The 23,347-nt window shown below is 34.1% G+C and carries 24 protein-coding genes; 13 read left to right on the top strand and 11 right to left on the bottom strand.

All coding sequences use genetic code 11. From position 1 onward, the window contains the following. Positions 1 to 15 precede the first annotated feature (15 nt). Positions 16 to 447 carry a hypothetical protein gene (locus Q0951_RS14220; protein ID WP_299338139.1) on the bottom strand — a complete coding sequence of 144 codons (432 nt, stop codon included), beginning with the start codon at positions 445 to 447 and terminating at the stop codon, positions 16 to 18. A 159-nt stretch (positions 448 to 606) separates the two neighbouring features. Here Q0951_RS14220 and Q0951_RS14215 point away from each other — a divergent pair, with 159 nt between their 5' ends. From Q0951_RS14215 to hemL, 3 genes are read left to right on the top strand one after another with little or no spacing between them, the layout of a single operon-like run. Further along, positions 607 to 1,497, top strand: a complete 891-nt coding sequence (locus Q0951_RS14215; protein ID WP_299338136.1) for a 1-aminocyclopropane-1-carboxylate deaminase/D-cysteine desulfhydrase — start codon at positions 607 to 609, stop codon at positions 1,495 to 1,497. A gap of 5 nt (positions 1,498 to 1,502) precedes the next feature. Then, positions 1,503 to 2,300 (top strand): glucosaminidase domain-containing protein, encoded by a 798-nt coding sequence (locus Q0951_RS14210; protein ID WP_299338133.1) that lies wholly within the window; start codon positions 1,503 to 1,505, stop codon positions 2,298 to 2,300. A 1-nt stretch (position 2,301) separates the two neighbouring features. Further along, positions 2,302 to 3,588 (top strand): glutamate-1-semialdehyde 2,1-aminomutase, encoded by a 1,287-nt coding sequence (gene hemL, locus Q0951_RS14205; RefSeq protein ID WP_299338130.1) that lies wholly within the window; start codon positions 2,302 to 2,304, stop codon positions 3,586 to 3,588. A 53-nt stretch (positions 3,589 to 3,641) separates the two neighbouring features. Here the strand turns inward: hemL and Q0951_RS14200 are convergent, their stop codons facing one another. The 3 genes from Q0951_RS14200 to Q0951_RS14190 all read right to left on the bottom strand — a co-directional run bounded on the left by Q0951_RS14200 (position 3,642) and on the right by Q0951_RS14190 (position 6,154). Then, entirely contained in the window at positions 3,642 to 3,971 is a 330-nt protein-coding gene (locus Q0951_RS14200) for a hypothetical protein (RefSeq protein WP_299338128.1), read from the bottom strand. 108 nt (positions 3,972 to 4,079) lie between these two features. After that, positions 4,080 to 4,547, bottom strand: coding sequence for a hypothetical protein (locus Q0951_RS14195; protein WP_299338125.1), 468 nt, complete (start codon positions 4,545 to 4,547; stop codon positions 4,080 to 4,082). 95 nt (positions 4,548 to 4,642) lie between these two features. Continuing rightward, positions 4,643 to 6,154: a hypothetical protein gene (locus Q0951_RS14190; RefSeq protein WP_299338123.1), complete on the bottom strand. Its 1,512-nt coding sequence runs from the start codon at positions 6,152 to 6,154 to the stop codon at positions 4,643 to 4,645. Positions 6,155 to 6,304: 150 nt separating this feature from the next. Here Q0951_RS14190 and Q0951_RS14185 point away from each other — a divergent pair, with 150 nt between their 5' ends. The 10 genes from Q0951_RS14185 to Q0951_RS14140 all read left to right on the top strand — a co-directional run bounded on the left by Q0951_RS14185 (position 6,305) and on the right by Q0951_RS14140 (position 13,809). Beyond that, the gene (locus Q0951_RS14185) at positions 6,305 to 6,463 is read left to right on the top strand and encodes a hypothetical protein (RefSeq protein WP_299338120.1); all 159 of its coding nucleotides are present in this window, start codon (positions 6,305 to 6,307) and stop codon (positions 6,461 to 6,463) included. Between the two features lie 2 nt (positions 6,464 to 6,465). After that, complete coding sequence (locus Q0951_RS14180) at positions 6,466 to 6,924, top strand: hypothetical protein (RefSeq protein ID WP_299338117.1); 459 nt, start codon at positions 6,466 to 6,468, stop codon at positions 6,922 to 6,924. A gap of 47 nt (positions 6,925 to 6,971) precedes the next feature. After that, on the top strand, positions 6,972 to 7,454 hold the full coding sequence (locus tag Q0951_RS14175) for a hypothetical protein (RefSeq protein WP_299338115.1): 483 nt from the start codon (positions 6,972 to 6,974) through the stop codon (positions 7,452 to 7,454). A gap of 79 nt (positions 7,455 to 7,533) precedes the next feature. After that, on the top strand, positions 7,534 to 7,797 hold the full coding sequence (locus Q0951_RS14170) for a hypothetical protein (protein ID WP_299338113.1): 264 nt from the start codon (positions 7,534 to 7,536) through the stop codon (positions 7,795 to 7,797). A gap of 12 nt (positions 7,798 to 7,809) precedes the next feature. Next, complete coding sequence (locus Q0951_RS14165) at positions 7,810 to 8,505, top strand: CPBP family intramembrane glutamic endopeptidase (protein WP_299338110.1); 696 nt, start codon at positions 7,810 to 7,812, stop codon at positions 8,503 to 8,505. 7 nt (positions 8,506 to 8,512) lie between these two features. After that, positions 8,513 to 9,799: a DUF2157 domain-containing protein gene (locus Q0951_RS14160; protein ID WP_299338107.1), complete on the top strand. Its 1,287-nt coding sequence runs from the start codon at positions 8,513 to 8,515 to the stop codon at positions 9,797 to 9,799. Between the two features lie 3 nt (positions 9,800 to 9,802). Further along, positions 9,803 to 10,357, top strand: coding sequence for a GDYXXLXY domain-containing protein (locus Q0951_RS14155; RefSeq protein ID WP_299338105.1), 555 nt, complete (start codon positions 9,803 to 9,805; stop codon positions 10,355 to 10,357). Positions 10,358 to 10,403: 46 nt separating this feature from the next. Further along, positions 10,404 to 12,053 carry a Zn-dependent hydrolase gene (locus Q0951_RS14150; protein ID WP_299338102.1) on the top strand — a complete coding sequence of 550 codons (1,650 nt, stop codon included), beginning with the start codon at positions 10,404 to 10,406 and terminating at the stop codon, positions 12,051 to 12,053. 93 nt (positions 12,054 to 12,146) lie between these two features. Further along, positions 12,147 to 13,025 (top strand): alpha/beta fold hydrolase, encoded by an 879-nt coding sequence (locus Q0951_RS14145; RefSeq protein ID WP_299338100.1) that lies wholly within the window; start codon positions 12,147 to 12,149, stop codon positions 13,023 to 13,025. Next, positions 12,985 to 13,809, top strand: coding sequence for an alpha/beta fold hydrolase (locus Q0951_RS14140; protein ID WP_299338098.1), 825 nt, complete (start codon positions 12,985 to 12,987; stop codon positions 13,807 to 13,809). The genes Q0951_RS14145 and Q0951_RS14140 overlap by 41 nt, the downstream gene beginning before the upstream one ends. Before the next feature lie 49 nt (positions 13,810 to 13,858). On the opposite strand, the gene Q0951_RS14135 is transcribed toward Q0951_RS14140, so the two are convergent. The 7 genes from Q0951_RS14135 to Q0951_RS14105 form a co-directional block, all read right to left on the bottom strand. Further along, the gene (locus tag Q0951_RS14135) at positions 13,859 to 16,351 is read right to left on the bottom strand and encodes a zinc-dependent metalloprotease (RefSeq protein ID WP_299338095.1); all 2,493 of its coding nucleotides are present in this window, start codon (positions 16,349 to 16,351) and stop codon (positions 13,859 to 13,861) included. Between the two features lie 154 nt (positions 16,352 to 16,505). Then, entirely contained in the window at positions 16,506 to 17,762 is a 1,257-nt protein-coding gene (locus tag Q0951_RS14130; protein ID WP_299338092.1) for a fibronectin type III domain-containing protein, read from the bottom strand. A 131-nt stretch (positions 17,763 to 17,893) separates the two neighbouring features. Then, on the bottom strand, positions 17,894 to 18,802 hold the full coding sequence (locus Q0951_RS14125) for an endonuclease/exonuclease/phosphatase family protein (RefSeq protein WP_299338089.1): 909 nt from the start codon (positions 18,800 to 18,802) through the stop codon (positions 17,894 to 17,896). 48 nt (positions 18,803 to 18,850) lie between these two features. Then, positions 18,851 to 20,542, bottom strand: a complete 1,692-nt coding sequence (lysS, locus tag Q0951_RS14120; protein ID WP_299338588.1) for a lysine--tRNA ligase — start codon at positions 20,540 to 20,542, stop codon at positions 18,851 to 18,853. A gap of 107 nt (positions 20,543 to 20,649) precedes the next feature. Continuing rightward, positions 20,650 to 21,540 carry a hypothetical protein gene (locus Q0951_RS14115; protein ID WP_299338088.1) on the bottom strand — a complete coding sequence of 297 codons (891 nt, stop codon included), beginning with the start codon at positions 21,538 to 21,540 and terminating at the stop codon, positions 20,650 to 20,652. A 111-nt stretch (positions 21,541 to 21,651) separates the two neighbouring features. Then, entirely contained in the window at positions 21,652 to 22,059 is a 408-nt protein-coding gene (locus tag Q0951_RS14110; protein WP_299338085.1) for a DUF1573 domain-containing protein, read from the bottom strand. A gap of 110 nt (positions 22,060 to 22,169) precedes the next feature. After that, positions 22,170 to 23,231 carry a LuxR C-terminal-related transcriptional regulator gene (locus tag Q0951_RS14105; protein ID WP_299338082.1) on the bottom strand — a complete coding sequence of 354 codons (1,062 nt, stop codon included), beginning with the start codon at positions 23,229 to 23,231 and terminating at the stop codon, positions 22,170 to 22,172. Positions 23,232 to 23,347 lie beyond the last annotated feature (116 nt).

Genomic DNA, 23,347 nt, shown 5'->3' with positions numbered 1-23,347 from the left:
TTTTGTGATTATCATTTACAAAAAGCTGATAAATTGCCAATCTGTTTTGGTTTCGCAATTAGTAGTAGGATCAACTATGATTGCTTTCCATTTGATGCATTTGCAATTCAAATCAGTGTAAGTCAGTTTTTTGCTTCCTATAAGTTGTTCTGAAAAGTCAGATATTTTGAATGTTCTAACTTCTGATCGTTTAGTTCCGTTTAGACCTTCCCAGCACGCATTAAGTGGTTGAACCTCAAAACTCAACTTAAGTTTGTTTGAGTTGGTAGCTTCTGAAAAGTTCCATGAGAGTTTGATATCGTCAACACGTTGGTTGTCTCCAGCTACTGTTTCGGCCTCAATAGAGAAGCTTTGAATGCAGTCGCTGGTATCAGGAATCACCATTTGAGCCAATGCTGAAGAATAAATGCAGGTAGTTATTACTAAAAAGAGTAGTTTTTTAATCATAATCTATATTTTTGAGTCATCTTTAACCATAACCAATAGTGGCAACGTTATTTAGTTGGTCAGAACGAAATATAGATTTGTGGCTTTGAGTCAGTCAATGTAAAAAAAATATCAATGATTTTAACATTTTTTTAAACATTTCTTATAAATTTAGTTAACATGTTAAAAATTAACGATTACAGTAATTTAAAAATTGATAATCAAGTTTTTATAAAGCCAGATTATTTAATTCATTCCTGCATTTCTGGTAATAAGTATCGTAAGTTGAAATACAACCTTTTTGAGGCTAAAAGGCAAAAAAAGCACACATTATTAACATTTGGAGGCGCTTTCTCTAATCATATTGCTGCAGTAGCTTCTTCAGGACAAGAATTTGGATTTCGTACTATTGGAATTATTAGAGGAGAGGAGCTGGTTTCAAAAATTGATGAAAATCCTACGTTGAGCTTTGCTAAAGATTGTGGAATGACCTTTAAATTTGTGACCAGAGCACATTTCAGAAATAAAACTGAGCCTGATTTTATAGAACAACTCAAAGTAGAATTTGGAGATTTTTATCTTATTCCTGAAGGTGGTACGAACAAATTGGCAATACAAGGTTGTGAAGAAATACTTACTGAACAAGATCAGCAATTCGATTTTATATGTTGTGCTGTAGGGACTGGAGGCACTATTTCGGGTTTAATTAATGTAGCGCTACCTCATCAAAAAATTCTTGGTTTTCCTGCGTTAAAAGGTGATTTTTTAAGAGAAGAAATCACTAAATTTGCAGTAAATAAAAATTGGAAGTTAATTACCGATTATCATTTTGGTGGTTATGCTAAAATCAATGAGGATTTAATTGCGTTTATCAATGATTTTAAACGAATGCATAATGTGCCGTTAGATCCTATTTATACAGGAAAAATGATGTTTGGTATTTACGATTTAATTGAGAAAGGCTATTTTCCGAAGCATTCAAAAATATTAGCAATTCATACTGGTGGATTTCAAGGTGTAGAAGGGATGAATCTAAAGTTGACGCAACAAAAAAGGCCTTTAATCGTTTAATATTTATGAAAAAAACAGGTTTCGTTTTATTAATAACATTAGTCGTTTTTAGTTGTGGGTCTAAAAAGAAGATCGTTACTAAAAAAGGAAAGACAAAACAAAGTACCGAGCGTGTGGTTAAAACTTCAAAAACAACCACCAGTCCTAACAATCCTACAAAGAATACTAACTTAAATTCTACTGAAATTTATATCAATAGCTACAGTGATATTGCGATGGAAGAAATGCGAAAATCTAAGATTCCTGCGAGTATTACTTTGGCTCAAGGTATTTTAGAATCAGGCTCAGGAAAAGGTCGTCTATCAGTAGAGGCTAATAATCACTTCGGAATAAAATGTCATGGATGGAAAGGGAAAAAGATTTATCATGATGATGATAGATCTCAGGAGTGTTTTAGAAAATACGATCATGCAACAACCTCATTTGAAGATCATTCTGCTTTCTTAACCTCTCGTGGTCGTTATTCAAAATTATTTAAACTGAAACCCGATGATTATAAAGGATGGGCAAGAGGTTTAAGAGCTGCAGGATATGCCACTGATAGAAAGTATCCTGAAAAATTAATTAGTCTTATTGAGCGTTACGAACTTTATAAATACGATGACATGGTTTTAGGTGATGAATACGTTACCAGACATCCACCAATTCAAAATACATCTATTAATCATAAGGTTATAAAAGGAGACACTTTGTATTCTCTTTCAAAACGATATCATACAACTGTTGAGGAACTTAAACGTTTGAACGGACTTAAAAACAACGACTTATCATTAGGTCAAATTCTTATTATAAAATCAAATTAATATGCTGTATCAACGTAGTAGTGCGTTATTTAAAGAAGCAGAACAGGTAATTCCTGGAGGTGTAAATTCTCCAGTAAGGGCTTTTAAAGCTGTAGGCGGAACACCAATATTTGCAAAGTCTGCTAAAGGGGCTTATGTGTATGATGAAGATGGTAATCGCTATATCGATTATATCAATTCCTGGGGACCTATGATCCTAGGGCATGCCTATGAGCCTGTGGTGAAAGCAGTAATCGAGAAAGCTAAGCAGGGGACGTCTTTTGGAATGCCTACTGAAATAGAAACTGAAATTGCAAAGTTGGCTGTTTCTATGGTTCCTAATATTGATAAAATTAGATTTGTGAATTCTGGTACTGAGGCTTGTATGAGTGCAGTACGATTAGCAAGAGGTTTTACAGGAAAAGAAAAGATTATCAAATTTGCAGGATGTTACCATGGACATAGCGATGCTTTTTTAATTCAAGCTGGTAGTGGTGCTGTTACTTTTGGGAGTCCTAATAGTCCTGGTGTTACTCAGGGAACAGCTAAAGACACTTTGTTAGCTAATTATAATGATATTGACAATGTAAAAACTTTAGTGGAAGCCAATAAAGGAGAGATAGCCTGTGTTATTATTGAACCAGTTGCAGGAAATATGGGATGTATTCCTCCAAAAGGTGATTTTTTAAAGCAATTAAGAATCCTTTGTGATGAAGAGGGCATTCTACTTATTTTTGATGAGGTGATGACTGGGTTCAGATTAGCTAAAGGAGGTGTTCAGGAGCTCTACGGAATCGATGCAGATATCATATGTTTTGGAAAAGTTATAGGTGGCGGTTTGCCTGTTGGAGCCTTTGCAGCTCGTAACGAGATTATGAATCATTTGGCACCATTAGGCAGTGTATATCAGGCAGGAACGTTAAGTGGAAATCCATTGGCAATGGCTGCAGGTTTAGCTATGCTTACAGCTATTCAAAGTGATAGTGCATTATTTGACCGACTTGCTGAAAAGACAGCTTATCTTCACAAAGGATGTGCAGAAGCTTTAAACAAGCATGGTGTTAAACATACAATCAATAGAGAAGGGTCTATGATCTCTATCCATTTTGCTGAAGCTGTTGTTTTTGATTTTGAAACTGCAGCAAAAGGAAATAATGATACCTTTAAATCTTTTTTCCATGGTATGCTTAACGAAGGGATTTATATAGCGCCAAGTGCTTTTGAAACCTGGTTTATAACAGATGCTCTAAGTTATGATGATTTAGACGAAACCATAAGAGCTGTTGAAAAAGTAGCACAGACATTATAGCATAAAAAAAGCGACTTTAATAAGTCGCTTTTTATTTTATATATCTAAATGTATCAGAGTCCTCTTACTAACTCCAAATAGTTGTGATATTCATATTCACTTAGAACAGCTTTTAATTTTTCATCAAGTGTTTTCTCTATTTTCTCTAAACGCTCAGCGTTTTCTTCTAAATTGCCACTTATTTTCTTGTAGGCTATTCCGTATTGTTGGTAAGCTTTATAGACATCGTCCATTTTTTCTTTATCAAACTTGATGATCTTTCTTAGCTCTTTGGTTTTTGTGTTTGCTTCAGCATTGATCTCTAAAGTATTTTGAGCAGTTATATCTTGTGTGCTAAATAGTAATGCAATTGCAAACAAGCCAAATGTGAGTATTTTTTTCATTGTTCTTTGTATAGTAAATTGTTCAACAGGCTTAAAATTAATGATTTTTATGATAAAAAAAAGCATCGACTCTTAAAATCGATGCTTAAAACTAATAACTCAAAAAAATTAATGTTGTTTGCGGAGTCTCGTTTTTCTTTCTCCTCTACCTTCTTTCATACGTCTACCTTGCATTTTCTCCCATCTTTTGTACTGGTCTTCGTTTAAAATGGATTTCATCTGTTTCTTCATTGCTATTTGTGCATCCAATCGCTCATTTCTCATTTGAAGACGCTCTTCTTTAGACGGTTTTTTTGCATCGTCTTGTTCTTTCATTTTCTCACGCTCTTTCATTTTTTCCTTCATTGCAGTAGCTTCTTTTAAAAGAATTTCTTTGACTTGAGATTGTTGCTTATCTGTTAGATCTAATGCTAAAGTCAATTGTTTTGATTTTAAAGTGGCTATTTCATCAGGCGTTGCATCTTTAAGCATTTCCATGCGCTCCTTGTTGCCTTCTTTTGGATGTCCTTTTCTTCTCTCTTGTGCAACTGCTTGTAATGAAATAAAAGCAACTGCGATTAAAATTAATGTTCTCATAATGGGTTTTAAATTAAATATTTTACTGTTTTTAATTGATAATGTTATGACTCGACTTTTATAATAAGGTTTAAACGTTTTATTAATTTTAACCTCTAATTAACAGTTTGAGCTCTTTTTACAAGTTTCAATGTGGTTTGATATAATGGTTTTGATTCCATTTTACTTTTAAGCCACGCATAAAAACTCATTACAAAAATATCTTCTTGCTTTTCGTCAATCCAATCAAAAGCATGCTCTACCTTATTTTTAAATTTTTCCGAAGTCACTTCCTCAGGGTTTTTAAAATAAAACTCAATCAATTTTATGAATGTAATTACTCGGTCTTGGTTGATCTGTTTTAAATATTCAAAATAGGAGCGCTTAAAACTTGATAATCTTGACTCGACTAAATCCAGATCCTCTAACTCAATAAAGAGAATGATTTCGGCAAGGTTTTTTTTGATTACCCATTCTTTTCCTGCTTTTTCAATGTAATACTTGTCGGTGTGATAAAATTTTGAGAATATGCTCTTGGCATTTTTGAAATCAGATTTCTGAATGTAAAACATAACCAGACTTAAATGAATGTCTAAAAGCGATTCTAAATCTGTGTGTCTGGTTTGCTTCACAGATTCTAATAACATAATCGCATCCGCTTGTTGGTTAATATAATTAAGGTTTAAGGCGGTTAATAGACAATATTTAAGCTTAAATGTTGAGTTGTATTTTTTTCGTTGTTGAAACATGAGCGTTTTCATTTGCTCAAGATATTCTAACGATTTCTGAAATTTTTTGTTTCTGAATAAGGTGTTGGCAATCATATACACCACCTGAATATGATACACCAGCTGCTTGTCTTTGGTTTTATGGTTTTTAATGTTTTGGTAGGTATCGATCAGAAAAGGTTCGATCTTTAAATACTCATTGGTTACAAATGCCGACAAGCTTACAATAGTCATTAATTGGTATAAGGATTTAAACGATAAGGTTTCTGACATATCAATACTGTGTTCTTTCAATGTATTATTGAGTATGGTTTCAAAATCCAGAACCTTTCCTTTATAGGTCATATCGCTAAGCGTTTGTCGAATCTTGGCGTATATTAAATTCAGTTCCTCTTCTATAAAATGTAGTTTTTGGTTACTTCGGAATTTTAAGATCAGCGCTTCAAGATCTGCCGAAGGATGTAGATAGGCATATTGAATCTTTGTGTGGTAGATCTCATTTAATATGGGAAATAACTGATGCTCCTGTGCCAGATTTTCAGCTTTGTCTAATATCTGATAGGCGATTTTAGGTTTTTTGTGAATGAGAAATGTTCGGGAAGCCAGAATGTATTTTATGATCTGCATGTCTACTGAGTTCTCTTCCTCTAAATTAATATTGGCAATAAAATCGATAAGTGACTGGTATAATCGTTTCCTTAGTGCGTGATATGCATCCTTATTATCACTATCATAAATATGCAGACACATCTCTTTTGAACTTAATGTGTTTTCAGCTAACAGTTTAAAGAGTTGAATGTTTTTTGTGTCGTTTCGTTTGTTCTTTTTCTCCAGATAATGAATGAAGCGTTGCTCATCTTCCGAAGTTAATGTTGACACTATAGCATTTAAGTCGGTCATTTAATCGTCAGTTAATTAGTTTTTATTTCAGTAAAAATAATATTTATTAGTTAGAATATAAATATTTAATCGTCAGTTTTTTGTAAAACTTGTGTTTCGTATCTATGAGAACTGTCGCACATTTGTAGTGTAATCAACAAAACAAAAACGATGAAACGATTTTTTCAAACGACTGCTTTTATAATTGCTATGAGTGCCATAGTTATATTTTCTAGACAGATTCAGAATGAGATCATAGAAGGCTATAACCATTGTGTAAATCAATTAGCAAGTCGTACAGTAACTAGTAATACTATTGTAGGGTTTTAACAATGAAAATCAAACAGTTAAATACCGCATTTATTGTCACTACAGGAGTATCGGTAGTTGTCTTTATCTATTTAGTGTTTTTGGGATACGACGATATTAAAACTGTAAAAGATGTGATTAAGATTGTTGCATCCATTTTATTCCCAATTCCTATGCTGTTTTTTGTGCGTTTTGTTCTTATAGAGCATTTTTTACCACAGAATACAGATGAATACAAGCTAAAGCATCAGAAGCCAGCCACTATTCTGCTTGTTGTAAGTATGATTATTGGTGTGTGTAGTATGCAACTTATAGAATGGATGACTGGTCAGAAATTAGAAGACCATCTCATTTTTGCACATCTCATTAACTCCACAGCTATAAGTAGTTATGTGCTTAATTACATATTGTACAATAATTTGAGAGTCAACGGAATTTTAAGTGGTGTCCTGCTCTCACTAGCAATACATGTATTCTTTTAACCGCTTAAGCATTTAAAACAAAGTAAAATCATCAAAATTTAAACATTATGAATCCGATTATTCAACCTCCAAAACCAAGAACAAACGCTAACAAAAGAGAATTGTTATTTACATTTCAATCGATTATTGTAACTGGCTTGTTGGCATTTACTGCTATTGCTTTTTTTATGTATAATACTCTGCCTATTGTAAAAGGGATCAAGGTTATTTTTGCTCCATTTCTATCTGTAGTGCCTTTATTATTTGTATTGTCTATTCTTAGGGATTTAAGACAAGGTTTTAAAGATGGAAACTATTCTAAAAACGAGATTATAAAGTTTTGTCTCATAACCATTGGCATAACCATAGCCTTTACAGGAATCACATATTTATTATCAAAGATCAATGCTCTGGAAATATTGCTGGCAGCCATCATGGCCATATTAAGTGTTGTATTCTTTTCAAGAAGTAAGATCAAAGATATTTTGGGCATGAGTATCATTACAGGTATCGCCGAAGGTATTATTGTCTACATGATTTTTTTGTTTTGATGATGGGTTGGTTACCCCAAACCTTTCAGGTGTAAAAGCCTGAAGGGTTTAAACTAAAAATTAATAACATCTAAATATCATGAAAGACACATATAAATTTTGGATTTTGATCCTATCTGGTTTTTTGACGTGGATGATGACTGCATTGCTGCCTGACACAGGCGAAGGTCTTAGCTTATTATTTATGATAACAATCCCGCTTTTTATAGTTCTGGGAATAGTGTTTGCCTTTGTATATCGATTTATCTCAAAAAAAATATACGATAATGATATCAACGACATCATATTTGGTATTCTACTGTTCTTTATGATTGCATTCAATTTTTTAGCATACCCATCCTAAAGATCTGTATTTATGAAAACTCGACTCACAAAATATTTAATCGACTTTTCTGATTTCAGGTTGTCAAGGCCAATTTCAGACAAAGTAAGACTGTTAGAAATACTTGCAGTTGCACTTACAGGTATTGGGAAATTCATCTTTATGGATTACTTAGATCTGCGACTACCATATGTGGTATTTGCCATTTTAGCATGGGGAGTTTATGTTATGTATCGCTATAAGAAAGATCATCAGGTATTGAAAGATTGGGGGTTTCGATTGGATAATTTTAAATTGGTTTTAAGGTTGATGCTGCCTTTTGTGATTGTATCTGTGCTATCGTTTTTAATTATAGGTTATGTGCAAGACACTTTAAATCCAACCTGGCATATTTTACCATTGCTCATTACATATCCTATTTGGGGAACTATTCAACAATTTCTAACCATTGGACTAGTTGCTGGAAATTTAAGCACGCTCAAATCAATAAAGCTCAAAAAAGTTACAGTGATACTTATTACTGCATTACTGTTCTCTTTAGTGCATTATCCCTCAGTTTGGCTATTGATAGGTACATTTATTCTGGCTCTAGTTTACGGATACATTTATCTGAAATCTAAAAACTTGTATGTATTGGGCTTATTTCATGGATGGTTAGGTGCTTTATTTTACTATACAGTGGTTGACCAAGATCCATTTGCTGATGTATTTTTAAAATTTATAAATTAAAATGATTATGAATTCAAAACTTATAAAAGAATTACCAGAGCTGATCACAAATAATGTGATCTCTCAGGAAGTTGCGTCAAATATTGAAGAGTATTATCAATCTAAGCATAGCAATGCGCCAAACCGATTATTTACAGTGTTTGGTGTTTTAGGCTCATTATTAGTAGGTTTAGGTATTATTCTTATTCTTGCTCATAATTGGGATGGTTTTACCAGAGAAACAAAAACGATATTTGCGTTTTTGCCTTTGCTAATTGGTCAGTGCTTTACTGCGTTTTCTATTCTGAAACATAAGAGCAAAGCTTGGAAAGAAGCGTCAGGTACATTTTTGTTTTTCGCCATAGGATCGAGCATTTCTCTCGTCAGTCAAATTTATAATATACCTGGTGATCTAGGAACTTATGTGCTGACATGGATTGTATTGAGTTTGCCTTTAATTTATCTACTCAAATCAAATGCAGTGGCTATTTTAAACATTATTTTTATTTCCTTTTATGCCTTCGATATGGGCTATGGTTACTTTTCTGTTAATCAAACACCTTGGTTGTATTTGGTATTAATGACTGTAATTTTACCGCATTACATCAAGCTGCTGAAACATCAAAGAACTGAAAATATTACCTCTATTTTTAATTGGCTGTTTCCATTGAGTTTAATAATCGTATTAGGAACATTTGTGAATACCATTTCCGAATTAGGATTCTTAATGTATCTCTTACTATTTAGTCTGTTTTACAATATTGGAAAGCTGCCGTTTTTCGATCATCAGAAACTACGAAAAAACGGTTATTTGGTATTTGGGTCTTTAGGTATTGTGATTATGGCTCTTACTATGAGTTTTGATGGTTTTTGGTATATGGAGCGCTTCTTTTTGAATGCCCAAGAAACCTATATTTCGTTGCTTTTATTTGTTGTCAACTTAGCGATTTTGATATATGCTTATTCTCATAAATGGCTTAAAGAATTTAACCTCTTTCAATATGTTTTTATCTTATTTACTGTTCTGTATGTTTTAGGATTAAATATTCCGGTTTTTGGGACTCTAATTGTAAATCTTATTGTTCTGGCACTTGGTATTACAACCGTAAAAATTGGAGCAGATAAATTTCATTTTGGAGTATTAAACTACGGACTCATAATCATAACAGCACTTGTGGCTTGCAGATTCCTTGATACTAGTATGAGTTTTGTTATTCGAGGTTTATTATTTGTATCTGTTGGTCTTGGGTTCTTTTTGACCAATTACATCATGCTCAAAAAACAGAAAGCTAATGTTAAATCCTTAAAACACTAACACATGAAATCTTTGTATGTATTTATACTATTTATTATTCTGGCTATTCTACAAATTGCTGTGCCAACTCAAATGATATTTGATCGGGAAGGTGTTCTCAATTCAGGTACAGCATATAAGTTTAGAACCGAACCTGTCGATCCTTCCGATCCTTTCAAAGGAAAGTATATAGTGCTTAGTTACGATGTAGATCAAATCAAAACTGAGGATAAGAACTGGCAAAGACATCAGGAGGTTTTTATTACAATAGAAAATGATAGTCTTGGTTTCGCAGAGCCTATTTCAGTAAGTATAGATCAACCTCAATCTGGAGACTATGTAACAGCTAAAGTAGATTGGTATAGTAACTACGATAGTTCCTTACACTTTTCATTACCTTTTAATGAATTCTATATGGAAGAGAGTAAAGCTTATGACGCTGAAGTAGCTCATAGAGATGCACAAAGAGATTCGCTACCAAATAATACTTATGCCTTAGTCTATGTTATGAAGGGAAATGCGGTATTGGATAATGTGTTCATTAACGATATTCCTATTGCAGAATTTGTTGAGCAGTAAGTGAAATTTAATTAACTTTGGAGGAAATCATAAACACCTAATTCTAATGAAAAAACTAATAATAGTATTGATAGTTACTGCTTTCGTCTCTTCTTGTAAAGAGGAAAAAAAGCAAGACGATTCAAAAGATGATATGGCAAAAGTAGTACAAAGCGATATGGAAAAAAACTTGAACAAATATGTGAGTTTTAAATTAACTGCAGATGTAAATAAGCTAACTGAAAAGGAACGTCAAATGATTCCTATTCTTATTGAAGCAGCTAATAAAATGAATGAATTGTTCTGGTATGAGTCCTACGGAAATAAAGCAGAGTTAATGAGTTCAATTTCTGATGAAGACACAAAAAAGTTTGTTGAAATCAATTATGGTCCATGGGATCGTCTTAATGGAAATGCACCTTTTGTTGAAGGTGTTGGTGAAAAACCTAAAGGCGCAAACTTTTATCCAAAAGACATGACCAAAGAAGAATTTGAAGCTGCCGATATCGAAAATAAATCAAGCATATATAATTTTGTGCGTCGCGATGAAAAAGGAAAATTATACTCTATTCCGTATCACAAACAATTCGAAAGCCAAGTAATAGAGGTGTCAGAGTTATTGATGAAAGCCTCAGCTCTTGCCGAAGATAAAGGACTAAAAACCTATTTAGATCTAAGAGCTAAAGCCCTTTTAGATGACAACTATCAGCCTAGTGATTTAGCTTGGATGGATATGAAGACCAATACTTTGGATATTGTCATTGGTCCAATTGAAACTTATGAAGATCAACTGTTTGGTAATAAAGCGGCACATGAGGGTTACGTATTGATTAAAGATCAGGAGTGGAGTCAACGTCTGGCAAAATTTAGTGCCTATTTACCTGAGCTTCAGGTTGGATTACCAGTTGATGATGCCTATAAGAAAGAAACACCAGGTACAGATAGTGATCTCAATGCTTACGATGTTGTGTATTACGCTGGAGATTGTAACTCTGGAAGTAAAACTATAGCTATCAACTTACCTAACGATGAAGAGGTACAGTTGCAAAAAGGAACAAGACGTTTACAGTTGAAAAATGCGATGCGTGCAAAATTTGATAAAATATTAGTTCCAATTTCTGATGTATTGATTGACGAAAGTCAGCGCAAACATATAACGTTTGATGCGTTTTTCTCAAATACAATGTTTCATGAAGTCGCTCACGGACTAGGAATTAAAAATACAATAAACGGAAAAGGAACAGTTAGAACTGCATTAAAAGAACACGCTAGTGCTTTAGAAGAAGGTAAAGCTGATATTCTTGGTTTGTATATGATTCAACAATTAAATGCTAAAGGAGAGTTAACCGATGACCTCAAGGATAATATGGTGACTTTTATGGCTGGAATTTTTAGATCTGTACGTTTTGGAGCATCTTCAGCTCATGGTAAAGCCAATATGATTCGTTTTAATTTCTTTAAAGAAAAAGGTGCATTTAGCAGAAATGAAGATGGAACTTACAAAGTTGATTTTGATAAAATGGAAGCTGCTATGAAGGACATGTCTAACCTTATCTTAACCTTACAAGGTAATGGTGATTATGATGGTGTTGCGCAGTTAGTAGCTGAAAAAGGAATTATTTCACCAGAATTGCAGTCTGATCTCGACCGACTTAGTGAAGCGAGTATCCCTGTTGATGTAGTCTTTGAACAAGGTGTTGAGGTATTGGGATTATAAGTTTTAATAATAACAAGAATTACAAGGCTTTAGTTATTTACTAAAGCCTTTTTTAGTTTTAAATTTATATCTTGTTAGGAGAAATCTTTTGATATGCCTTATTGGTTGTCCATTCTTATTACAGTTCTTGTTATTTACATTGCCATTAGCATTGCGTTGTATTATTTGCAAGACTATATGTTGTTCAAACCTGAAAAGTTGCCAGCCGATTTTCAGTTTGATTATGAAAATCAGGTGACTAAGGAGTATAATCTTGAAACCCGAGATGGTGCAATTATTAACGGGTTGCGGTTTTTTCCGAAGGGAGACAGTAAGGGCGTGGTGTTATACCTCAAAGGAAATTCGAAGAGCATTAAGGGTTGGGGGAAATTTGCTGTAGATTTTACAAGACATGGTTATAATGTCATTATGGTCGATTATCGTGGCTTCGGAAAAAGTACAGGCAGACGTTCTCAAAAAGCTATTAAACGAGATCTGCAATTGGTTTATAATAAGTTGAAAGAACAAACCACTGAAGACCGAATTATTCTTTACGGAAGATCTTTAGGTTCAGGATTTGCAGCGAAGTTGGCCTCAATGAATGATCCAAAAATGTTGATACTAGATGCGCCCTATTACAGTTTGACTAAAGTTACAGCAAGATACGCGCCTTTTATGCCTTTGTCTTTATTAATGAAATATCCGTTGCCAACTTATAAATGGTTACGCTATGTAAGATGTCCAATACATATCATACATGGTACAAATGATAAACTCATTCCATATAAAACAAGTGTAAAATTGTCTAAAGTGAATCCAAAGCTCACCAAACTCCATACAGTGATTGGTGGTGGACATAAAAATCTCAATAACTTTGAATCTTATCACAATATGTTAGATGATATTTTAAATAAAGCGCCTAAAACATTAGATCTGGAAACCACAAGTATAAATGTCATCCATACCTCAAAACCCAATAAAAAGAAAGCTTAAGAAAGTACTTAAGGTACTTTTGATACTTTACGTTATGATAGCTGCGTCTCTATATTTTTTACAAGAAAAATTACTGTTTCTTCCTACAGTGTTAGAGCAGAATTATCAATATGAATTCAATCATTCTTATGAAGAATTGTTCCTAAAACCTGAAGATGACGTCTCTATTAATGCTATTCACTTTAAAAAAGAAAATCCCAAAGGTGTTATTTTATATTTTCATGGAAACGCTGGTGATTTGAGTCGTTGGGGATACATAGCCGAATTTTTTGTAGATAAGAATTACGATGTTCTTATTATGGATTATCGTACCTACGGAAAAAGTCAAGGAAAGCTCAGTGAACAAGCATTTTATAATGATGCTCAGTACTGTTACGAATACCTTTTAAAACAATATTCTGAAAATGATATTGTGCTATACGGACGTTCTCTAGGAACAGGAATTGCTAATTACCTCGCCTCTAAATACCAACCTAGACAATTGATCTTAGAAACGCCTTATTACAGTATTTTGGATGTGGCTAGACAACGATTTCCAATTTTTCCTGTAAAGTCTTTATTGAAGTATGAATTCCCTTCTAATGAATTTATTACTAAAGTTGAATGCCCTATTACTATTTTTCACGGAACCAATGATACGGTTGTGCCTTATTCTTCAGCTGAAAAGTTGAATACTGTTGCTCCAGAGGATAAGACCACGTTTATTACCATAAAAGGTGGAGGACATAATAATCTGGTTGATTTTGAAACCTATAGGGATAAGATCGATGAGGTGCTCCAATAAAAAAAGCTCCAGATTACTCTGAAGCTTTTATATAGAATATCAAAGATTTTTAATTCTTAGGATCTAGAATATCGTTAACACGTTCTATGGCATCAGCGATATGGATACGACTCATTGAGTCAGCTCCTCTGGCACTTCTTAATGCGCTACGTAAAGATTTTAATTCGGCTCTTACAATAGCTCTAATATCAGATTGGCTTACATCAATGCTCGTTCCTCTAAAGAAACGTCTAAATGCAGCAGGAATATTTTGTTCCTCTGTCATTAAGAATTCCATACGTTCTATGTATGCGCGTTGTAAGTTACGTCTGTAAATGTCTATTTTCTTTCCAGAGCGTAATTCGCTAAATAATCCACGACGTAGATCTTTCATCATATCGTACAAACCATAGGCATCGTTTCCGTTAATCGTTTCATTTTCTAACATACGAGCCATTCTTCCAAAATCTAACATGTTATTCAAGGTTCTTGTTTGAGTTCCTCTTACACGTTCAACACTACCGGCGCTTTCGATTTTGTTAAAGATATTGGCATCTAGCATCCATTCAGGTGTTGTGAATAATTGATCCTGAATGAATGTCATAGCTTTTTTCTGGTGATCTTTTGGAACATGTGTATAAACGGCACCTTCCTGATCGTAAGTTTTATAGTACTCATACACACCTCCAATATTAGAAGCTACATGTCCCATGTATCTGTTAAATTGACCAAGAACCTGACCATACATAGTTTGTAGATCACTGTAGTTTTTCCCGTCTTCGGCTGTCCATTCGATTAGATTAGGTACAATTCGCTTTAAGTTTTTAATTCCATATTCAGAAGCTAAAACAGCATCGTCACCTAAGTCTTCAGTTTGAGAACTTGGATCGATCACACCAAATTGTTGTCTTCCAAATCTATACATTGGATCTCCTGCATGTTCTAGGATCCAGCTATCTAATGTTTTCTTTTCATCTTCAGCAGTTTTAGCGTCTAGTATAGGTCTGTAACCCCATTTGATGGCATACTTGTCATAGACACCAATATTTGGCATTAAAGCTACACCTTCGTCTCCTGGTTGTGCTACGTAGTTGAAACGCGCGTAGTCCATTATTGAAGGGGCAGTACCATATTTTCTGGTAAATTCAGCATCACGTAATTTTTCAACTGGATAGGCTACACTACTTCCCATATTGTGAGGTAGACCAAGTGTGTGTCCAACTTCGTGAGCAGATACAAACCTGATTAATCGTCCCATAACTTCATCCTTAAACGCTACACCACGAGCATCAGGGTTGATAGCAGCAGTTTGAACAAAGAACCAGTTACGTAATAAGGTCATAACATTGTGATACCAATTGATATCACTTTCTAAAATTTCTCCTGAGCGTGGATCACTAACATGTGGTCCATTAGCATTAGGAATAGGAGAGGCTAAATAACGTACAACAGAATAGCGAACGTCTTCAGGACTCCACTCTGGGTCTTCTTCTACAGAAGGAGGGTCTTTTGCAATAATTGCATTTTTGAAACCTGCAGCTTCAAAAGCTACCTGCCAATCTTCAATACCTTGTTTGATGTATTTACGCCATTGTTCTGGAGTAGCTCTGTCAATGTAGTATACGATTGGTTTTTTAGGTTCAACTAGTTCACCTCGTTTGAATTTCTCAATATCTTCATCTTTTACTTCTAGTCTCCAACGATCTAAGTAACGTACCGTTTTACTTTCTTGAGCATCTAAACCATAATCTACCTGACCTCTGGCAAACCAACCAACACGTTGGTCGAACATTCGACGTTTCATTGGTACTTTTGGTAATAAGATCATTGAGTTGTTAATTTCAAGCGATATAGATCCTGTGCTTGCATTAGATGGTGGTCTTCCTGCCGCATAGGTTTTCACATGTCGGGCTTCAATATTTTCTGGGTAGCTCTTTACAGATTCAATAAAAGATTTATCAGCTTCTAATCTGGTAATTCTGTATTGTTGTCTTCTTCCCTGAGGAAAACCTAAAGCTTTTACATCCTTGCTAAATAAAGGTGTAACATCAATAACTGTACGAGTTGAATCTTTACTGAATGCCTTTATAGGGAACGTGTAAAGAACAGGCTCAAAGTTTGAATTTGTTACAGCTTCACTAACAGGAAGTGAATCTGCAGCAACAACTTGGTGTGATACAACTCTTAATAGTACTTTTTTGCCTTTTTTCTGCCAGCGCAGTACTTGAGTGTTTTGCTTTCCACCTCCAAAGCCAAGGCCATTTGCAGTTTTAGCAATACGAGTTACCATGAGCATCTCTCTACCAAAAAGAGAATCTGGTATTTCGTAAAAGAATTTGTCGTCTAAAGTATGAACCGTAAAAAGTCCTTTGTCACTTTTTGCGTCTTTAGTAATGACTTTATTATAAGGTTTTGGGTCGTTTTTACCAGGCTTTTTAGCTGGTGGTTTTGCAGTTGCTGCTGTAGCTGTTTTAGATTTGTTTGCTTTTTTTGCTGTATTACACGAAACAGCAACAAAGAATACCGAAACTACTAATAGTAGCTTAATAGAAAAGTGTTTCAATGTGGTTGAGTTTTAAATTAGTTTCCTAAAATAATAAATCTTCAAGAGGCATAAAAAAGATAAGAGTGTTTTAATACTATTTTAACTTAACAAACTCTCATAAAAAAAGAACCATGATAGATGATTCTTTTTAATTTTGATGTGTCTGTAATTATTATTCTAAAGTATTGAGATATTCTAATAGCAATTCAACACCTTCTTCGTGAATGATCGTAGTACCTGTTAGTGGCATACTAAATCCTTGGTTGTATGTTGAAATTCTGTTAATGATACTATTTCTTCTGTTTGCAATATTAGAATCTTCCATGGATCTTTCGTAATCTAGTCGTAATGTTGATTGGAATTCGCAAAAAGCACCTTCAATATGACAATGTGCACAATTGATATCAAAATAAGCTCTGGCACGTTCTTCTAAGGTGTAATTTGTAGCATCGTCCCATTTAGGTAAAACACTAACTGTATTCGGGTCTGTTAAGCCATCAATAAGATTGTTGTCTATAAGCTGTTGAAGTTGATTAGTGCCATTCACACTAAAATTCATAGTTCTCATTTTTGGTCCGATTGGTGTTCTTTCAGTTCCAGTTCTATGACATGTAAAACAATCATTGTCAGAAGGAATCTGATAATCAATAGTGTTTGATTCTCCTTCAGCATCAATCCAGGTTACAGGTACTATGCTTCCATCTGGATCTAAAACAGCTTCAGTTTGTGCATCGTTCCATTTGTAATCTCCAGTAACCCAAGAGCCATCAATCTTTATAAGCACTCTGGTTTCGATAATTTTTCGACCTAATGACAGGTCTCGTTCGTCATTATTATAGTAAAAAGTTTTAGCAATCAATGAATTGTCAGGAAAAAGCGGTAGGCCTTCACCATTATAAGTGAGTTTTTCACCTTCAGGTAAAACAATAAAACGTTGTTTGTGTGCATAGTCTGAATATAACCTGGTGTTTAAGTCGTACTCAAAAGCATAAGGTGTAACATTCAAATCGGCCAAATCTCCAGTAAACAAATTTAATTGAGAAAGATTTTGAAAATATTGAGGAATCACATCTGGTGCTAAAGTTGTAAAACTATGCACGTCAGTATACATGCTTATATTATCAGTTGAGCATATGTTTTGAACGTATACGTCATAGGTTGTAAAAGGGCTTAATCCAGTTAATTCAATAGAGGTTTGTGTACTTGAGACAGATGTTCCTGTGCCCATGATAAACCCTGAAATTCCATATTCTATTAAATAAGATCCACTGTTGTTGGTGTCAGTCCAAGTTATCGTTGCAGAATTATTTGTAATTGCACTTGACGATACGTTGGTGACAAGTTCACATGCTGCAACTAGATCATCATCATTATTACAAGAAAACAAGAGACCAGCACATAAGAATAATATATAGGCTTTTTTCAACATTTGGGTTAATTTTATATGATTAATAGCTGGTTACGAATGTAATAAAAAACTTTTTCAACTATACATTAATTCGATGTGAAGTTGCTTTTAATCCTTGAAATAAAGCAATTTAGACTGATTAAAAATTATTTTTAATGAATCTCAAATTCTGAAATGAGCAAGGCATGATCTGATGCGTCATTGTAATATTTATTTAAACGAATTGGTTCGTGTTGCTTTGAGATCCAGATATGGTCAATTTCAAATAATGGAATCCCTAAAGGCCAGGTAGCGGTAAATCCGTTATTATAATTATGAAAACTATTATAGTTGGTTTTATACTCCTTGAAAAAAACACTTTCATAGGGTGTGTTAAAATCTCCTGCAATGAAATCAACCGCATTAGCTTTTGCAATACCTAGTACAATGTTTACGGGTTGTTTTTTATTTATAAAAACACTTGCCGTTAGATCTGTAATGATGATTTTGAGATGCTTAGAATTGTTTGAAATTTGAACCATATTTATTTTATGGCTGTCATCTTTATATTCATGCTTTAAAAGTTCAATATCCCCTTTTGCAGCAACAAGCATAGCGCCTTTTAAGGTTTTGAAATTATAGTTTGGAAGTGCTAGTTTCAGGTCATCCAAATTTTTTAGAGTCGTATGCGGTGCCTCTACAAAACTGAGAATTTCAGGTTGATGGGTCTTTACTTTATCTGAAATTTGGTCTACTGGTAATTGGGCTCTTTTTGCCAGATTCCAAAATAAAACTTTTGAGCTATTTTGACGGTAGACCTTTTCAGTAGAAAAATAATAATTAGTCTTCCAGATAATAACTAACAGTACTGTAAGTGCCAATGTAGGTAAAGCGTAAGATAATCTTCGGAAAAAAAGCCCAGTCAGACATAGACCTATAACGATAAGAATAGGTAATGGAAAGGCATAGAACACTATGCTTAATGGAAACACATGGTCTTTTGCAATGAAATGAATTAACAATAAAAAAGCATATCCTACAAGAAGATATGCTTTATAATGTTGTTTTAGTTTTAGATGCAATGTGATATGATTTTGATTCTAAAACTAATAAATGCCATACATATTGTATTAGTTCATTTCCACAAACAAGCCGTCATCATTTTTAACCACTTTAGCTACTTTTTTACCAGTTAACCCCTTAATGGTTTTATCCCATTTCTTGTTGCTTAAACCTGATTGTGCTTTCAGTTCATTGAGGTCCATTGGTGAGTTAGCTTTAAGCGTGTTAAATACAGCTTTTTCCTCTTCGGTCATTTCAACCTGTTTTTTCTCAGGACGCATTTGTGGGAAGAATAAGACTTCCTGAATGGATTGGTTGTTAGTTAAGAACATAATGAGTCTGTCCATTCCAATTCCCATACCAGAAGTAGGAGGCATCCCATATTCTAATGCTCTTAAAAAGTCGTGATCTATAAATTCAGTCGCTTCATCATCACCTTTAGCTGCTAATTTCAGTTGGTGTTCAAATCGCTCACGTTGGTCGATTGGGTCGTTGAGCTCCGAATAGGCATTGGCAATCTCTTTTCCGCAGACCATCAATTCGAAACGTTCTGTCAATTCAGGATTATCGCGATGCTCTTTACATAACGGACTCATCTCTTTTGGGTAGTCTGTAATAAATGTAGGCTGAATGTAATTGCCCTCGCATTTTTCGCCAAAGATCTCATCAATGAGTTTTCCTTTACCCATAGTGTCATCGATTTCAATTCCCATATCCTTTGCAGCCTGACGAATCTCATCCTCAGTTTTTCCGGTGATATCAAAACCAGTAAAGTGTTTGATAGAATCTGCCATAGTCACTCGAGCATAAGGTGCTTTGAAATCAATGTCATGCTCACCAAAAGTGGCTTTAGTAGTTCCGTTTACAGCTATGGCACAATGTTCTAGAAGTTGCTCACAGAAATCCATCATCCAGTTGTAATCTTTGTAGGATACGTAGATTTCCATGGCTGTAAATTCTGGATTGTGTGTTCTATCCATCCCTTCATTTCTGAAGTTTTTTGAGAATTCATAAACACCATCAAAACCACCAACGATGAGTCGTTTTAAGTATAACTCATTAGCAATTCTCATGTATAATGGAATGTCTAAGCTGTTGTGGTGAGTTACAAAAGGTCTTGCTGCTGCTCCACCAGGAATTGGTTGTAAAATAGGGGTTTCAACTTCAAAATAACCAGCGTCATTAAAGAATTCACGCATCGCATTAAAGAGTTTTGTACGCTTTACGAAAACCTCTTTGACATGCGGATTTACAACCAGATCAGCATAACGTTGCCTGTAGCGTTGTTCGGCATCTGTAAACGCATCATGTACTTTACCTTCACTATCTATACGCGGCTGAGGTAATGGTTTCAAAGCTTTACTTAATAATGTGAAATCTTTAACCATAACAGTTTTTTCACCCACTTTAGTTGTAAATAGTTCGCCTTCAATACCAATAAAATCACCAATGTCCAGCAATTTTTTATAGACATCATTGTACTTGCTCTTATCTTCACCTGTACAGATTTCATCTCTGTTAAAATAGACTTGGATTCTTCCTGCGCTATCTTGTAGTTCAGCAAAACTAGCACTTCCTTGAATTCGTCGAGACATTAATCGACCAGCAATGATCACCTTTTTACCTTCAGCAAATGTATCTTTGATCTGTTTGGATGTGTGATCTACAGGATAAAGATCTGCAGGATAAGGGTTAATACCAAGGTCTCTTAATTTTGCGAGTTTATCGCGTCTTACCAATTCTTGTTCTGAAAGCTGCATGCTCATTCTATTTTTTTAGATGTGCAAAATTACATTATTTACAATAATTAGCGCAAAAAAACTGCTAGGTTTTATAATGCTAGCAGTTTGATCAATAGAAGTGTGTTCTAAATAGATTGCAAAGCCTTTAAATTGTCTTTAAGATCTTGGTTTTCAGGAAATAGTTTGATGGCCTTTTCAAGAACCTCTATACCTTGTTTTGAATCACCAAAAAATCCTAATGTATTGGCTAAGCTCATGTAGGTTCTTGGTTGATCTGGAAATAATTTTGTATTTAATTTAAATACTACAATGGCTTCATCACTTTTATTTGAGCCATATAAGATGCGACCATAAGTGTTAAGTTCAAACATACTTGATACCTTTCCATCGAAACGTTTTACAAGAGTTTTACTTTTCTTCTTCAAGCCATTCAAGCCATCATTTTTTAGAATGTGATCAATCTGACTTACAATTTGATAATTAGATTCATAATCGTTTGTTGTTACAATGTTCAGTATATCTTTTTCAAATGTTTCTACAGGATGCTCTACAATGCGATTAACTTCTTTTCTGTTTTTATAGAAAATAACTGTTGGAACACGATGGATGTTTAATCCGGCTTCTTCGTGATTAGGACTCTGTTTATACATATATGGTTTACTGCTCAAAGCAACTACAGTAAGCTGATCTGTTGGAAAATTACATGCTTCTAAAACCTTGTAGAGTCGAGGAACTTCTAGTTTGCTGTCACCACACCAGGTGCCCATAAATAAAGTGATATGATACGCTTTTAATTTTGGTTCCAGTAATTGGATAATAGATTCATCAACGTTATAATCGTTATAATTTTTAGTAAACCAAGAGTTGTAGTTTTCAGAAGTTAAACCATTCTTGTCAATTTTTCCAAGTAAAAATGGAGATGCTCCATCTTTTGTAATTTCTTGATTTAAAGTTTGTGATTGTAATTGAAAAGAGATAATCAAGGTGATAATAATGGAAGTAATAGTTGTTTTCATTGTGATGTAATAGGATTAGTGAGAAGGAGACGATCTGTCTATTTGAGCATTACTGAAATAATACTTGGTTTCAGTAATACTCAATAGGACAGGTATGGTAAATACTACGTGTTAATTTGCTGCGACAATATTCCCTTTAATTTTAAGTATTTTGTTTCCGCCTTCAGCATTAGAAGTTACAGTTATAGTTTTGGTAAAGGCTCCAAGCTTTTTGGTATTGTACCTAATACTAAGCTCTCCTGATTCGCCAGGTAGAATAGGTGCTTTAGAATAACTTGGTACTGTGCAGCCACAACTGGTTTTGACTTTAGTGATCAATAAAGGTGCATCGCCTGTATTTGTAAATGTAAAGAGTCTAGTGCCATCTGAGTTTTGAGGAATGGTTCCATAATCAACAACTTCAGTTTTGAATTTGATCACAGCAATTTTTGTGTCGTATATATCATAATCGACAGGTGCTGCATTAAAAAAACTAAGTGCTAAAACTAGTAAGATTGCAATGTTTAATGTTCGTTTCATTTGTTTGTGTTTTAAATGATTAATATGAAAGCAAACATCAAGATTGTTGATGTGAATTTGGTAAAAATAAGGGTGGAAATCGGTACTAGTCCCTAGGTTGAATTTTGTAACTAGTTGGTAAACAATGACTTTAATTCGTCTCTGGAATTGACATTTAATTTCTTGTAAACATTATTAACATGCGTTTTTACTGTACTAACACTAACAAAAAGTGCTTCTGCGATGTCTTTATTACTATTATCGCTTAGTAAAAGATCGAGAACATTTTGCTCTTGTTTGGTTAATAGGTCTTTGGCTTGTATATGTTGTTTCGCTTTTCTTTTTCGAGAAGAGACTACAAACCACAGATTCATAATGAGTGATGCTATCAAGAGTCCGATCAAAACATATGTCCAATCAAAACTACTATGTTGTTCATCAGGAGGTGAAGCAATGAATTTATCTGAAGTTAGCTCGGCTTCGTACTGTTTTGTATACGAAGAATTTGGATATTCCTCTTGTAGTCGTTCTAAGAGTTCATCGTAATACGAATTTTGTTTTAGGTCCTCCAGATAGTAATTATGAAATTGAGTTCCACGATCTGACAAAAAGGCGTAGATGTATAATTCAGCTAAAGGTTCTTCTAAATCTTCACCAAAATCCTGAAGTGTTTTAAACCATTTTTTATTGTTTAAGTCTCTGTTGGCCTTACTTCTAAATTCAGAATAGGCAAATTTCATCTCTTCTTTCAATGAATCTACTTTAATAAAAGCAGCAGTTCTTGGATTGTTAGAAATAATGTCACAAAACATTTGTGCATCAAACGATAATGGGAAAGTGATAGAATCTGTGCTTTTGGCTATAAATAAAATATCATTACTATCTGTACAATGTCCTTCAAAATGGTTGCTTCCTTGATTGAAAGAGCTACAATTATCAACGTGAAGTTTATAGATCTTCTGGGTCACATCCAGCTGATTTCCTTTAAACTCAAAAAAACCATTAGCATTTGCAGAAACTTTGGTAATAATTTGTTCGTCATTGATGCCTTCCAAAGTTCGATAGTCCTCTATGACTGATAAATAGACTTCGCTTTGCCAACGGTCATTGTCAATGTAGCCTTTAAAACTATGCTGTGCAAAAGCAAAAGTTCCGAGGAGTAAAAACGTTATGTTAAACATTAAAAATCTCACAGCACTAAACTAGTATTTTTTTAGTTAATACGAAATGAGCTCATCTGTAAGTCTTTAGCTGTAACAAATTATATAACGGAGCGTCCTATAAATACATCATCAATCATCAAACAAAA

Source organism: uncultured Psychroserpens sp., assembly GCF_947501425.1.
Classification (GTDB): Bacteria; Bacteroidota; Bacteroidia; order Flavobacteriales; family Flavobacteriaceae; genus Psychroserpens.
This window is presented reverse-complemented; position numbering and strand designations above follow the sequence as displayed.